General features: G+C 66.3%; 11 protein-coding genes. 6 read left to right on the forward strand and 5 right to left on the reverse strand.

The features are described from left to right. Positions 1-69: 69 nt before the first annotated feature. Positions 70-909 (reverse strand): family 16 glycosylhydrolase, encoded by an 840-nt coding sequence (locus EEB18_RS22100; RefSeq protein ID WP_187138827.1) that lies wholly within the window; start codon positions 907-909, stop codon positions 70-72. 94 nt (positions 910-1,003) lie between these two features. Between EEB18_RS22100 and EEB18_RS22105 the strand changes: the two genes are divergently transcribed. From EEB18_RS22105 to EEB18_RS22115, 3 genes are all read left to right on the forward strand, one after another. Next, on the forward strand, positions 1,004-1,528 hold the full coding sequence (locus EEB18_RS22105; RefSeq protein WP_187138828.1) for a hypothetical protein: 525 nt from the start codon (positions 1,004-1,006) through the stop codon (positions 1,526-1,528). 91 nt (positions 1,529-1,619) lie between these two features. Beyond that, positions 1,620-2,627 carry a histone deacetylase family protein gene (locus EEB18_RS22110; protein WP_187138829.1) on the forward strand — a complete coding sequence of 336 codons (1,008 nt, stop codon included), beginning with the start codon at positions 1,620-1,622 and terminating at the stop codon, positions 2,625-2,627. A gap of 100 nt (positions 2,628-2,727) precedes the next feature. After that, entirely contained in the window at positions 2,728-4,530 is a 1,803-nt protein-coding gene (locus tag EEB18_RS22115) for an arylsulfatase (protein WP_187138830.1), read from the forward strand. A 164-nt stretch (positions 4,531-4,694) separates the two neighbouring features. Here the strand turns inward: EEB18_RS22115 and EEB18_RS22120 are convergent, their stop codons facing one another. Continuing rightward, on the reverse strand, positions 4,695-5,612 hold the full coding sequence (locus EEB18_RS22120; RefSeq protein WP_187138831.1) for a formylglycine-generating enzyme family protein: 918 nt from the start codon (positions 5,610-5,612) through the stop codon (positions 4,695-4,697). Continuing rightward, a complete protein-coding gene (locus tag EEB18_RS22125) occupies positions 5,609-6,226 on the reverse strand; it encodes a TetR/AcrR family transcriptional regulator (protein ID WP_187138832.1) in 618 nt (205 codons plus the stop codon). Before EEB18_RS22125 ends, EEB18_RS22120 begins: the two co-directional genes overlap by 4 nt. 124 nt (positions 6,227-6,350) lie before the next feature. Between EEB18_RS22125 and EEB18_RS22130 the strand changes: the two genes are divergently transcribed. The 3 genes from EEB18_RS22130 to EEB18_RS22140 all read left to right on the forward strand — a co-directional run bounded on the left by EEB18_RS22130 (position 6,351) and on the right by EEB18_RS22140 (position 10,226). Next, a complete protein-coding gene (locus EEB18_RS22130; protein ID WP_187138833.1) occupies positions 6,351-7,997 on the forward strand; it encodes a sulfatase-like hydrolase/transferase in 1,647 nt (548 codons plus the stop codon). A gap of 107 nt (positions 7,998-8,104) precedes the next feature. Further along, positions 8,105-9,601, forward strand: coding sequence for a carotenoid oxygenase family protein (locus EEB18_RS22135; protein WP_187138834.1), 1,497 nt, complete (start codon positions 8,105-8,107; stop codon positions 9,599-9,601). A gap of 94 nt (positions 9,602-9,695) precedes the next feature. Continuing rightward, the gene (locus EEB18_RS22140; RefSeq protein WP_410468142.1) at positions 9,696-10,226 is read left to right on the forward strand and encodes a DUF7010 family protein; all 531 of its coding nucleotides are present in this window, start codon (positions 9,696-9,698) and stop codon (positions 10,224-10,226) included. Between the two features lie 3 nt (positions 10,227-10,229). On the opposite strand, the gene EEB18_RS22145 is transcribed toward EEB18_RS22140, so the two are convergent. Together EEB18_RS22145 and EEB18_RS22150 are read right to left on the reverse strand one after the other, a co-directional pair. Further along, complete coding sequence (locus EEB18_RS22145) at positions 10,230-11,528, reverse strand: sugar MFS transporter (RefSeq protein ID WP_187138836.1); 1,299 nt, start codon at positions 11,526-11,528, stop codon at positions 10,230-10,232. 51 nt (positions 11,529-11,579) lie between these two features. After that, positions 11,580-14,066: a glycoside hydrolase family 3 protein gene (locus tag EEB18_RS22150; protein ID WP_187138837.1), complete on the reverse strand. Its 2,487-nt coding sequence runs from the start codon at positions 14,064-14,066 to the stop codon at positions 11,580-11,582. Positions 14,067-14,098: the final 32 nt, after the last annotated feature.

Below are 14,098 nucleotides of genomic sequence, written 5' to 3' on the forward strand. Positions count from 1 at the left end.
GGGCATGGAAGTGGCGGCGCGGCCTGACTGGACTATAGGACCGCGCCGCCACGCTTTCTCAACAGCTTGTCATTCGGCGGGCGCGGCCCCGCGCACCGCCTGGCGATAGATACGGACATGTTCGATCTCGAAATGCGCCGGGAAGATCGCATCGTCGACCGCGCCGCCCATGGCGCCGCCGATCGCGACGTTGAGCAGCAGATAATGCGGCTTGTCGAACGGCCATTGGTCGTCGCCCGTGCCGGCGTTGGCATAGCGGTGATAAGGCTTGCCATCGACCGCGATGCGCAGTTCGCGCGGGGTCCACAGCAGTTGATAGTCGTGAAAGGCGGTGCAGGCGTCGTCGACGCGGATCTTGTTGCCGTTACCCGACGTCCCCGCGGTCGAGCGGTTGTGGATCGTGCCGAAGACGTCGCCGGGGGTGGTGCCGACATGCTCCATGATGTCGATCTCGCCGCCGTCGGGCCAGGGCGCGGTCGCGCCGAGCATCCAGATCGCCGGCCAGCTGCCCTGCCCGCACGGCAGCTTGGCACGAACCTCGACCAGCCCATAGGTGAAGTCGGCCTTGCCCCTGGTGATCAGCCGCGCCGAGCTATAGCCCTGCCCGCCATGGTCGGCGCGGTCGGACAGCGCCTCCTTGCGCGCGGTGATGATCAGCCGGCCGCCTTCGACGCGGGCGTTCTCGGGCCGGTCGGCGGCATAATATTGCAGTTCCTTGTTGTACCAGCCGATCTTGTTGGCGTGGGTGTCCCACACCCATTTGGCGGGATCGGGCGGGCCGTCGGTGTCGAATTCGTCGGCCCAGACGAGTTCGTAGCTGCCCTTGGCCGCCGCGCCGTCCTGCGCATATGTCGCGGGAGCGAGCGCCGCGCCCGCGACTCCCAGAGCCAGTATCGCCGCGATCCGCATGCCGATCCCCTTTTCGTAAATTGGTATTAGATTGATACCTTACTTGTCTCTATAAGATCATGCAATCGACTCGTGCAAAATGGGGAGACTTGCCATGATTTCGATGCGTATCGCGCTGACTGCCGCCGCTCTGGCACTGACCTTTCCACTTCAGGCCCAGAACGAAGCCGCGCCGCCGCCCTTGCTCAACGAGCCGACCGCGGGCTGGACCGTCTTCGGCCCCGGCCAGACCCACAAGGCGCGCAAGGCCGGCGCGGTGCAGGGCGGCACGGCGATGCGGGTGACGATCGCCGCGAAGCCCGCCAATGCGTGGGATATCGGCGCGTCGGTACCGATCGACAAGCCGATCGCGCGCGGCGACAAGCTGATCCTCGCGCTGTGGGTGCGGGTCGCCGACGGCGAAGCGGGCGACATCGGCGCCGCGATCCAGCAGAATTACGCGCCCTATGCGCCGATCGTCGCGGGCCGCGTGCCGGTGACGAAGGACTGGGCGCTGGTCCATATCAACGGCATCGCCGCCGCCGGCCATGCGGCGGGCAAGGCCAATGTCGCGCTGACGCTGGGCGACGGCGCACGGACGATCGACCTGGGGCCGGCGTTCGTGATGAAGGCCGACTAGCCCGGCGGGTGCCGCCGCCTTTGACTTGGCGGGCCGCCGGCCTAGGTTCGGGCGGACCGTCAGAACGGCGGCGCGGAAGGACGGGCCAGAGGTGAAACTTTTCTTCGACGACCGGCAGACGGCGCACGCGCCGACGCGCGAACTGCACAATGGCGAATTCGTGCCCTATGCCGAGAATGCCGCGCGGCCGCGGTCGATCGTCGCGGCGTTGGCGGACTGGCAGCCGGTGCGCAATTTCGGGATGGCGCCGCTCGCCGCGGTGCACGACGCGGATTATCTCGCCTTCCTCGAACGCGCTTATGACGGCTGGCTCGCGGCGGGGCGCACGGGCGATGCGATCGGTTACAGCTTTCCGGTGGTGCGGCGGCGGCCGCTGCGCTTCGACCGCATCGACGCCGAGATCGGTGCGTACAGCTTCGACGCTTCCACCCCGATCGCGGCGGGCACCTGGCAATCGGCATACTGGTCGGCGCAATGCGCGCTGACCGCGCTCGACGCGCTGGCGGCGGGTGAGGCCCATAGCTTCGCGCTGTGCCGCCCGCCGGGGCACCATGCCGGGCGCGACTATATGGGCGGCTATTGCTACCTCAACAACGCCGCGATCGCGGCGCGTCAGGCGCAGATGCTGGGACTCGGCCCGGTCGCGATCCTCGATGTCGACTATCATCATGGCAATGGCACGCAGGACATCTTCTACACCGACGGTGACATCTTCTTCGCCTCGATCCACGCCGATCCGGTCACCGACTATCCCTTTTTCTGGGGCCATGCCGACGAGCGTGGCGAGCGTGCGGGCGAAGGCGCGACGCTGAACCTGGTGCTGCCGCGCGGGACCGATGGCACGGCGTACCGTCCGGCGCTCGATACCGCGCTGGGCGCGATTGCCGACCGGGGCGCGCGCTGCCTGATCGTCTCGTTCGGCGCCGACACCTTCAGCGGCGATCCGATCTCGAGCTTCCGGCTCGAACGCGCCGATTATGGCGACATGGCGCGGGCGATCGCCGACCTTGGCCTGCCGACTCTGGTGGTGATGGAGGGCGGCTATGCGGTCGGCGACCTCGGCGTGAATGTCGCCGCGTTCCTGGCGGGGTTCGATTAGGTCCTCCTCATGCCTTTGGCACAGGGAGGATTTGAACGATCGATTGCGGCTGCGAATATATTGGCATAACATGTGCCAATATATCGGAGGGGGATTCGCGATGAAGAGGCGGGGAATGGCGGCACTGGCCGCCGCGTTGATGCTGGCGCCGGTGCAGGCGGCCCCTGCCCCCTCTCCCGCCCCGAAGCATCCCAATATCGTGATCCTGCTCGCCGACGACTGGGGGTTCAGCGACGTCGGGTCGTTCGGCGCCGAATTCGCGACCCCCAATATCGACGCGCTCGCCTATGCGGGCATGCGCTTTTCGAACTTTCACGCCGCCGGAAGCTGTTCGCCGACGCGGGCGATGCTGCAGACCGGGGTGATGAACCACCGCAACGGACTGGGCAACATGCCCGAGACGATCCCCGACGCGCATCGCGGCCAGCCGGGGTACGACACGGTGATGAACCACCGCGTCGTGACGATCGCCGAACTGTTCGGCGCGGCGGGATACAACACCTATCTGACCGGCAAATGGCATCTGGGGAGCGACGCGACGCGGCTGCCCGAGGCGCGCGGTTACAATCGCGCCTTCAGCCTCGCCGATGCCGGCGCCGACAATTTCGAACAGCGGCCGATCGAGGGCATGTACGACACCGCCGCCTGGACCGAGAATGGCAGGCCGGCGACGCTGCCGAAGAACTTCTATTCCTCGACCTTCGTCGTCGAGAAGATGATCGATTATATCGACGCCGACCGGGCGAGCGGAAAACCCTTCCTCGCGTCGATCAACTTCCTCGCCAACCATATCCCGATACAGGCGCCCGACAGCGACATCGCGCGCTATTCGACGATGTACAAGGACGGCTGGACCGCGCTGCGCGAAGCGCGGGCCAAGCGCGCCGCGGCGCTGGGCATCGTCCCCGCAGGCGCGCCGATGACGACGATGGCGACCACCCCCGACTGGGCCAAACTCGACACCGAGGAGCGCGCGGCGGCGGTGCGGGTGATGCAGGCCTATGCCGGCATGGCGACCGCGATGGACCGCGAGGTCGGGCGGCTCGTCAACCATTTGAAGGCCAGCGGTCAATATGAGAACACGATCTTCGTCTTCCTGTCGGACAATGGCGCCGAGCCGATCAACCCGTTCAGCAGCACGCGCAACCGGCTGTTCCTGAACATGCAGTACGACAACGCGACCGCGAACATCGGGCGGCGCGGCAGCTTCGCGGCGATCGGCCAGGGCTGGGCGAGCGCGGCGGTGTCGCCTTTGTCGGGGTATAAGTTCAGCGCGACCGAGGGCGGACTGCGCGTGCCGCTGATCGTCGCCTGGCCGGGCCATGCGAAGATCCGCGCCGGCGCGATCAACGGCGGGCTGGCGCATGTCACCGACATCCTGCCGACGCTCGCCGAGCTGGCGGGGGTGCCCGGGCATGGCGGCAGTTGGAAAGGCCGCGCGGTCGAGCCGGTGACCGGCCGCAGCCTCGTCCCCATGCTCGGCGGCGCGGCAGGCAGCGTGCATGGCGACGATCCGCTGGGGTATGAGCTGTCGGGCAATGCCGCGCTGTTTCGCGGCGATTACAAGCTGGTGCGCAACCTGCCGCCCACCGGCGACGGCAGCTGGCGGCTATACGACCTGAAGAGTGATCCGGGCGAGACGAAGGATTTGTCGGCAGCGATGCCCGACCGGTTCAAGGCGATGATGGCCGACTACCGCGCCTATGCGAAGGCCAATGGCGTGCTCGACATGCCCGCGGGCTATACCGCCGATGCGCAGATCAACGCCTATGCGTGGGAGAAGCAGGGCAAGAAGCGCGCGATCAAGGCCGGGCTGTGGCTGGGCGGTGGGATCTTGGCGATCGTGGCGCTGATCTGGGGCTGGCGGCGGCGCAGGCGGGTTCGGACATCGGGTTCGCGCTGAATCCGGGAGGTCCTGCCTTCGTCACCCCGGGCTTGACCCGGGGCCTGCCTTGTCTTTGATCCGACGGCGACAGAAGGAAGGCGGGTCCCGGGTCAAGCCCGGGATGACGATGAAATGGAATGTCCGCCCCGGTTAGCGACCCGGCGCGGTCGCGCGCTACCCAATTACCCCGCCGGCGCCGGGCGTGTCGTGTCGATCAGGCGGAAGCCGATGTGGTCGGTGCCCAGCGAGCGTTCCTGGAACTGGCGCGCGGCGGGGCGGTAGCGGGCGCAATAATTGGCGGCGCACAGGAAGCTGCCGCCCTTGATGACATTGCTTTCGTCGTCGATCGCGCCGGTGGTCCATTCCCAGACATTGCCGATGAGGTCGTGCACCCCATGCTTGTCGGCGGCGAAGCAGGCGACGGGGGCGCGGCTGGTGAAGCCGTCGGTGCCCATGTCGCGGACCGGGAAAACGCCCTGATAATAATTCGCCTGCGGTTTGCCGTCGACGATCGGCACATTGCGGTCGGCGCCGCCGGTCGCGGCGGCGAGTTCCCATTGCTCCTCGCTGGGCAACGCCTTGCCCGCCCAGCGGGCGTAGGCGAGCGCGTCGTCATAGGCGATCTGCACCACCGGTTCGCGGTCGCGGCCGTCGATCACGGTGTCGGGTCCGGCGGGATGGCGCCACTCGGCGCCGACGACCCAGCGCCACCAGTTGGGATTGCCGTCGGTCGGCGCGGTGAACACCGCCCCGCCGGGCACCAGCATATCGGGCGGCGCGCCGGGCAGCGGCGGCGGGTCGCGTTCGGCGATGGTCTTGTAGCCGGTCGCTTTCACGAAGGCCGCGAATTCGCCGTTCGTCACCTCGTGGGTCGCCATCCAGAAGCCGGCGACGGTCACCGGCTTTTCCGGCCCCTCTTCGGGCAGATGCGCGTCGGCGCCCATCGCGAAGGTGGCGCCGGGGATCCAGACATAATCCGCCTTCGGCATCGCCGGACAGGTCGGCGTCGAAGTCGCCGCGACCTTGTCCGCGGGCTTGTCGCCACAGGCGGCGAGCAGCCCGGCCAGTGCCAGCGATCCAGTCAGGACGGCTCGCTTCATCGCGCCGCCCCCGCGATCAGCGCTTCGACCATCTGCGCGACGACCGCCCCGGCTTCGTCGACCAGCAAGCCCTGGTCGTGGCGCAGCGCGCGCCAAGTCTGGAACGACAGCGCGACGCACAGCGCCTCCCGGCCGACGCGGTCGGCAATCATGGTGTCGGGGAGCAGGCGGAACAGGAGATCGCGTTCGAGCGCGACGACCTGGCCATATTGCCCCATCAGGAACGGCGACTGATAGCGCTTGATATTGGCGGCGAGGCGGAAGGGCAGCATCGTTTCAAAGACGCGGGCACGCCGTGCCGCAAGGTCGCGCACGTCGGCGCGCCAGTCCTTGCCCGCATAAGGCGCAACGACGATCGGCATCACCCGCTCGGCGATCGTTTCGGACATTTCGCGGTAGAGCGTGTCCATGTCGTCGAACTGGCGGAACACGGTGCGCAGGCCCACCCCCGCTTCCTCGGCGACGCGCGCCGCGCTGGGCGACAGATCGCCGCGGTCGATGAGGTCGAGCATCGCGGCGACGATCCGCGCGCGGCTCGACCGGCTGCGTTCGCGGCGGCCGTCGACCCGCGGCGCGGCGTCGGCGTCGATCCTGGCTTTGGTTTTCGTTGCCATGGCGTCCCCGCTGGCCCAGCTTGACGCCCGGGTCAATGCCGCGCCGAACGATCTTGCATGGCGCATCATATAATGACACATATAGTGCCATAACATCGACGACAACCGTGGAGCGGGTGGGGCTATGAAGAAAAGATGGGCGGCGCTGAGCGTGCTCGCGCTGTTGGGAGCGGGCGGATATTGGGCGTATCAGGCGAACAGCTATCGCCTGCCCGGGCTGGTCCAGGACTGGCGCGACCCCGTGCAGCCGAACCATGTGGTGACATGGGCCGCGGGACCCGCGGACGCACCCGCCGCCCCGCCGGGAACGAAACGGCCGCCGAACATCATCCTGATCGTCGCCGACGACCTGGGGTTTAACGACATCAGCCTCAACGGCGGCGGGGTCGCCGGCGGGATCGTCAAGACCCCGAATATCGATGCGCTGGCACGCGAGGGGATGAATTTCACCACCGCCTATGCCGCCAACGCAACCTGTTCGCCGTCGCGCGCGGCGATGATGACGGGGCGCTATCCGACGCGCTTCGGCTTCGAATTTACCGCCGTGCCGGTCCAGTTCGCCGAGAATCTGGCGCATGGCGACGCGATCGGACCGCTGCGGCCGGTGTTCCACAAGGAGCTGATCACCCCCGACATCCCCGACTATCCCGACATGGGCGTTCCCGCGAGCGAGGTGACGATCGCCGAGGCGGTAAAGGCGGCGGGGTATCACACGCTACATATCGGCAAATGGCATCTGGGCGAGTCCCCGGCCCTGCAACCGCAAAACCAGGGCTTCGACGAAAGCCTCGCGGTGCTTGGCGGGGCGGCGATGTTTTTGCCGGAGAATGACCCTGAGGTTGTCAACGCGAAGCTGCCGTGGGACCGCATCGACCGCTTCCTGTGGGCGAATTTGCGCCATGCGGTGAGCTTCAACGGCAGCAAAAGATTCCACCCCAAGGGGCATATGACCGATTATTTCGCCGCAGAGGCGACGAAGGCGATCGAGGCGAACAAGAACCGGCCTTTCTTTATGTATCTGGCCTTCAACGCCCCGCACACCCCGCTGCAGGCGACGCGCGAGGAGTATGACAAGCTGCCGCAGATCAAGGATGAGAAGACCCGCGTCTATGGCGCGATGATCGCACAACTCGACCGGCGGATCGGCGACGTGATGGTGAAGCTGAAAGAGCTGGGCATCGACGACAATACGCTCGTCATCTTCACCAGCGACAATGGCGGCGCCTGGTACACCGGGATCGACCATCTGAACGCGCCGTACCGCGGGTGGAAGGCGACCTTTTTCGAGGGCGGCATCCGTACCCCCTTTTTCATGCGCTGGCCGGGGACGATCGCGCCGGGTTCGACGCGGGCCGACCCGACGGGGCATCTCGACATCTTTTCGACGATCGCGGCGGTCGCGGGGGCGAAGGTGCCAGCCGACCGGGTGGTCGACAGCGAGGATATATTGGCGGGTCCGGCAAAGCGGCAGGCGCTGTTCTGGCGCTCAGGCGACTATCGCGCGGTGCGCGCGGGCGACTGGAAATTGCAGGTGACGAAGCGGCCGGCGAAGACGCGGCTCTATAATCTCGCGCTCGACCCGACCGAACAATTTGACCTTTCGGCGCACGAGCCGCAGCGCGTCGCCCAGCTCAGCGCGATACTCGAGGCGCAGAACCGAGGCATGGCGAAACCGATCTGGCCGGGCCTGATCGAAGGACCGGTGCGGATCGACGTGCCGCAGAACGCGCCGTGGAAAGACGGGCAGGATTATGTGTATTGGACGAATTGATGCAGTCCCCTCCCCCTCGATGGCGCTGCTCTCGTCGATCGCCTGAGTTTGGACTATGATGCCGCCGCGACGCGGCGACGCCTTGCCCGCGCCGAAGGAGTCATCGCATGACCGCCGAGCTCGTCGAGACGATCCAGTCCACGATCCAGCCGAACGACCATCCCTATATGCAGGGCGCATGGCGGCCGACGTTCAACGAATGGAACGCGATCTTCGCCAATGGCGATGCCGAGGTGATCGGCACGATCCCCGCCGACATCGACGGCGTCTATGTCCGCACCGGCGAGAATCAGGTGCATGATCCGATCGGGCGCTATCACCCCTTCGATGGCGACGGGTTCATCCATGCGATAAGCTTCAAACAGGGGCGTGCGAGCTATCGCAGCCGCTTCGTCCGCACCAAGGGGTTCGAGGCCGAGAAGGAAGCCGGGCGTTCACTATGGGCGGGGTTGATGGAGCCACCGCACAAGTCGACGCGGCACGGCTGGGGCGCGCAAGAGTGGCTGAAGGACAGCAGTTCGACCGACGTTACGATCCATGCGGGCAAGATCATCTCGACATTCTATCAGTGCGGCGAGGCGTATCGGCTCGATCCGTTCACGCTGGAACAGCATGGCACCGAAAGCTGGGTACCGCTCGACGGCATTTCGGCACATTGCAAGGTCGATCCTGCGACCGGCGAACTGATGTTCTTCAATTATTCGAAGCACGCGCCGTACATGCATTATGGCGTCGTCGGCGCGGACAATAAGCTGAAGCATTATATCCCGGTGCCGCTGCCCGGACCGCGCCTGCCGCACGATATGGCGTTCACCGAAAACTATGCCATCCTCAACGACATGCCGCTTTATTGGAGCCCCGAGCTGCTCGAAAAGCGGCTCCACGTCGTGCAATTCCACCCCGACGAAAAAACACGTTTCGCGATCATCCCCCGCCACGGGAGCCCCGAGGACATCCGTTGGTTCGAGGCCGAACCGACCTATACGCTGCACTGGCTGAATGCATGGGAGGACGGCGACGAGATCATCCTCGACGGCTATTATCAGGAAGAGCCGATGCCGAAATCCTATCCGAATGCCCCCGAGGGGTTCGAACGGATGATGGCCTATCTCGACCAGGAACTGCTCAAGCCGCGCCTTCACCGCTGGCGCTTCGATCTGGTGACGGGCGAGACGAGCGAAGAGCGGCTGGACGACCGCAACCTCGAATTCGGGATGTTCAACCAGCGCTATGCCGGCAAGCGCTATCGCTACGCCTATAGCGCGATGCCCGAGCCGGGCTGGTTCCTGTTTCGCGGGCTGGTCAAACACGACCTTGAGGCGCGGACGAGCGAGCAATATGAATTCGGTCCCGGCCGTTTCGGCAGCGAGGCGCCCTTCGCACCGCGGATCGATGCGAAGGACGAGGATGATGGCTATCTCGTCTCCTTCATCGCCGACCTCGAAACCGACCAGTCCGAATGCGTGCTGATCGACGCGAAGAATATCGCGGCGGGCCCGGTGTGCCGGATCATCCTGCCCGAGCGCATCTGTGCGGGCACCCACAGCGTGTGGGCGAACGGCGACGATATCGGCATGGGCGAAAACGATATCCTCGCCGCCTGACCTCGCCTTGTCGCGCGGCCTGAGCCAAGCCCGTTGAAACGGTGCGCGTTTCCCCGTAGCGCCGGATCCACAGTCAGAGGAGGCGAACATCGACATCGGTCAGGCACAGGATGAATTGCGCAGCGGCTATCTGGGCGGCGCGCCCGGGGTTTTCGTTTCGGGGCTGGCCTGGCTCGCGGCGGACGTCGCCTGGTACATCTGGGGCGGCTTTTACGCCTATGTCGCGATCTTTATCGGCGGGATGCTGATCTTTCCGCTGGCGCTGCTGATCGCGCGAGCGTTTCGCGCGCCCAAGGTGTCGAAGGGCAATCCGCTGTCACTGCTCGGGTTCGAGGCGACCTTTCCGTTGTTCGCGGGTCTGCTCATCGCGTTCGGCCTGCTGCCCGCGTCGGAGACCTTCGCCTTCGCCGCGCTCGCGATCGTCGTCGGGGCGCGCTATTTCGTCTTTGCGACGCTCTATCGCGACCGGCTCTATTGGGCGCTTGGCGGCGCGATCTTCCTGATCGGCACCGGCTTCGCGATCCAGGCCGAAGCGCTGCCGGTCCATATCACGCTGGCGGTCGGTAGCGTCGAATTGCTGTTCGGCGCCTGGCTGTTCACGCGGTGGAACGCCGCCATCGCGTGACTGTCAGGCGGTCGCCTGGCGCGCCGCCCACAGCCCGAAACCGGCGATGATCGCATAGCAGACCAGCGGCACCGCCAGCGCGAGCCGGATGTCGATGTCGGCCACCGTTCCGAACAGGAACGGCACGATCGCGCCGCCGATGATCGCGGTGCATAGGATGCCCGACCCCTGCGGCGTCCGTTCGCCCAGCCCCTCGGTCCCGAGGCTGAAAATCGTCGGGAACATCAGCGAATTGCAGAAGCCGACGAGGATCAGCGCCCAGCCCGACAAGGCGCCCGTCGTCACCGCCGACAGGATGATCAGCGAAATCGCCCCTGCCGCAAAGGTCGCAAGCACCCGTCCCGGCTTCGCCAGTCGCAGGATGAAACCGCCGAGCAAGCGGCCGACGAGCGCGCCCAGCCAGTAGAACGCCACCAGCTTGCCCGCGGCCTGAAGCCCCAGTCCCATCACGCTGGGATCGCCGAGATAGGCGATGAGGTTCGAACCGATCGCCACTTCGGCGCCGACATAGACGAAGATGCACAGCGCGCCGAGCTGGACGCGGCGATTGTGGGTGAGCAGGCCCCACGTGCCCTCGAGCTTCACATCGCTCGCCTTGGCGTGGTCGAGCGCCGACCGGAACATCCAGAACACCGCCGCGATCACCAGCATCAGCACGCCGAGCCACATATAGGCGGTGCCGATCGACGCCCCCTCGGCGACGCGATAGGCCTGAATTTGCGCCTCGGTCGCGGTCTCGGCGTCGATCGGGGTTGAATCGCCAAGCAGAAAAGATGCGCCGCCATAGACCATCGCGAACACGCCGACGGAATTGAACGCCTGGGCAAAGGTCAGGCGGCTGTGCGAGGTTTCGATCGGCCCCAGGGTGGTGATCACCGGGTTCATCGCCACCTGCAGCACCGTGATGCCGGCGCCGATGCAGAACAGCGCGGCGAGGAAGCCCGGATAGGACGCCGCCGCCGACGCGGGGATGAACAGGAAGGCGGCCGCCGCCACGATGACGAACCCGAGCACGAAGGTGCGGATATAACCGAGCTTCGACATGATGATGCCGGCGGGGATCGAAAAGGCACCATAGGCGATGAAAAATGCCATCTGCACCAAATTCGCCTGCGCGTGCGTCAGGTGGAACATCGGCTTGAACTTGCCGACCAGCAGGTCGTTGATGTTCGTCACCCCGCCAAGCAGGAAGAACACCGCAAAGGCGAGGATCAGCACCACCAGCGCGCTGCCACCACCCTTGCCCGTTTTTTCGACCATGTTCGGGTCCGCGCTCGTCGCGACGTTCGGCGCCAATGCCATCTAAACTCTCCCCATTTTATCGGACTTACGCCAACCCGTGTGCGGGTCTGGTCACTTTCCCCGGGGCGGACAAGGCAGATTCTCGCCGACCGCCTCGACATTCGTATGCAGCAGCGTTGCCGCGAAACCCTTGTCGGCCTGCACCGCCACGGCTGCGCCGACGCGCGTCAAATCGGCGCCGGCGTCGGCGAAGCAGCGCAGCGGCACCTTGATCGTCGATACCTGCCCTTTCGGCGCCGCGGCGACGAGCCCGCCGATATCGAAGGGGATGTTGGCGAAGGACAGTTGCACCGGACCCGTGCCCACCGCATCGACCCGCCAGTCGATCCGCACCGCGAAGCTGTTGTTCAGCTGGCGCGACAGGTCGGCGTTGGGTCCCGACAGGCTGAACGAGCCCGGGCCGGTCCAGGTGAAGCTTTTGCCGTCCTCCTGCGCCGCGACATCGACCGAGCGCGACGCGACATGACCATAGGGGCTGGCGAGCGGCGGCGAGGCCACCGGTCGCGCGCCGCCGGCATCGGTCACCGACAGCAGCCACGGCGCCCGCGCGCGGCCACCGGCGAAATATTTCTCGACATTGAGCGCCGCGCCGACGTCGATGCCAAGGTCTTCGGAGAGCTGGGCGACGGGTTTGGTCTCGCCATATTTCAGGCCATAACCCTCCGCGAACAGCGGCTTCTTGACCGGCGAGGCGGCGTCGGCGGGCCAGGCGAAGGGCAGCACGCCGGAGAAGCCGTGCGCAGGCTTGCCGGTCTTGCCCGCGACGAGGACGTCGGCGACACCGGCGCCCTGCGACCCCGGCAGCCAGCCCGCGACAAAGGCGTCGGCGGCGTTGATTTCGGGGTTGGTGAACATCGGACGCCCCGAAAGGAACAGCGCGACCACCGGAATGCCCGCGGCCTTCAGCTTCCGGAGCGTCGCAAGATCGGTCGCCTCGTTCGGCTGGTAATCGAGCGTCGACACGTCGCCCTGAAACTCGGCATAGGGTTCCTCGCCGAAGACGACGATCGCGACGTCGGGCTTTTCCTTATACGCGCCGTCCTTTGACAGCGCGGCGGTGCCGCCCGCCTCGCCGACCGCTTTCTGCAACCCTTCCCAGATCGTCTGGCCGTTGGGGAAGTCGGCGTGGGTGACGTCGGTGCCCTGCCAGCTGATCGTCCAGCCGCCCGATTGCATCGCCATATTGTCGGCGCCGGGGCCGGTGACGAGGACGCGGGCGCCCGCCTTGATCGGCAGCACGCCGCCATTGTTCTTGAGCAGCACCAGCGATTTCGCCACCGCCTCGCGCGCGACCGCGAGATGCGCGGGGGCGCCGACCGCCGCGACATCGCCGCGACCGCCATGGTCGGCGTCGAACAGCCCGAGCTTATATTTCACCCGCAGGATGCGGCGCACCGCATCGTCGAGGCGCGCGGCGGAGATGGTGCCGTCCTTCGCCTGTTTGACCGTGGTTTCGTAAAGGCCCTTCCAGCTGTCGGGGGCCATGAACATGTCGAGCCCGGCGTTGATCGAGGCGGGGCAGTCAGTGACGCTGCACCCCGCGACCTGGCCATGGCCGTTCCAGTCGCCGACGACGAAGCCGTCGAAGCCCATTTTCCGCTTGAGCGCGTCGGTGAGCAGCCCCTTGTTGCCGTGGTGCTTGATCCCCTGCCAGCTTGAGAAGCTGGCCATGACGGTGAGCGTGCCGGCGTCGATCGCGGCGGGATAACCCATCGCGTGTTTGGCGATCAGTTCCTTTTCGTCGATCCTGGCGTCGCCCTGATCGCGGCCGCCGTCGGTGCCGCCGTCGGCGAGGAAGTGCTTCGCGGTCGCCGCGACATGCGCCTTGCCGACCACCTTGCCCGCGACGAGCTGGCCCTGCAGCCCGATGACCATCGCCTTCGCATAGTCGGCGACGAGCCTGGGATCGGCGGCATAGCCTTCGTAACTGCGGCCCCAGCGCAGATCCTGCGGCACCGCAAGCGTCGGGGCGAAGGTCCATTCGATGCCGCTGCCAGCAATCTCGGCAGCGGTGACCGCGCCGATGCGTTGGATCAGTTCGGGGTCGCGCGTCGCGCCGAGCGCGATATTGTGCGGGAACAGCGTCGCGCCGGGGATATTGTTGTGGCCATGGACGGCATCGACCCCGAAAATGATCGGGATGGCGACGCCGTTCGCCTGCGGCTTCAGCGACACCGCGCGGAATTCGCCAACCAATTTGGCCCAGTCGGCGGCGCTTGAGCGCTCGTTGCCGTTCGGGCCGCTGTTGCCGCCGGCCAGAATCGAACCGAGCGGATAGGTTTCGAGGTCCTTCGGGGTGATCGTGCTGATGTCGCCCTGGACGAGTTGGCCGACCTTCTGCTCGACCGTCATTTTTGCGAGCAGCGCGTCGATGCGCTTTTCGGTCGCCGCGTCGGTGATCGCGGCGGGGCTTTTCGCCGCCGGCCAGAGGTCGGGATGGACCGTCGCGGCGTCCGCCGCATCGGTCTGTGCTGCCGCTACGCTGGCCGTGCCCGCCAAAAGGAGCGCCGTCGCCATCGCGATTGCAGGTCGCCGCATATTCTCTCCCATCTCATTTATGTGAACGTTAT

The sequence above is a fragment of the Sphingopyxis sp. OPL5 genome (assembly GCF_003797775.2).
Classification (GTDB): Bacteria; Pseudomonadota; Alphaproteobacteria; order Sphingomonadales; family Sphingomonadaceae; genus Sphingopyxis.

Coding starts and splice junctions, on each gene's coding strand:
- EEB18_RS22145 (WP_187138836.1), bottom strand. CDS start 11,528: ATGGCATTGGCGCCGAACGTCGCGACGAGCGCGGACCCGAACATGGTC.
- EEB18_RS22100 (WP_187138827.1), bottom strand. CDS start 909: ATGCGGATCGCGGCGATACTGGCTCTGGGAGTCGCGGGCGCGGCGCTC.
- EEB18_RS22125 (WP_187138832.1), bottom strand. CDS start 6,226: ATGGCAACGAAAACCAAAGCCAGGATCGACGCCGACGCCGCGCCGCGG.
- EEB18_RS22120 (WP_187138831.1), bottom strand. CDS start 5,612: ATGAAGCGAGCCGTCCTGACTGGATCGCTGGCACTGGCCGGGCTGCTC.
- EEB18_RS22115 (WP_187138830.1), top strand. CDS start 2,728: ATGAAGAGGCGGGGAATGGCGGCACTGGCCGCCGCGTTGATGCTGGCG.
- EEB18_RS22150 (WP_187138837.1), bottom strand. CDS start 14,066: ATGCGGCGACCTGCAATCGCGATGGCGACGGCGCTCCTTTTGGCGGGC.
- EEB18_RS22105 (WP_187138828.1), top strand. CDS start 1,004: ATGATTTCGATGCGTATCGCGCTGACTGCCGCCGCTCTGGCACTGACC.
- EEB18_RS22130 (WP_187138833.1), top strand. CDS start 6,351: ATGAAGAAAAGATGGGCGGCGCTGAGCGTGCTCGCGCTGTTGGGAGCG.
- EEB18_RS22135 (WP_187138834.1), top strand. CDS start 8,105: ATGACCGCCGAGCTCGTCGAGACGATCCAGTCCACGATCCAGCCGAAC.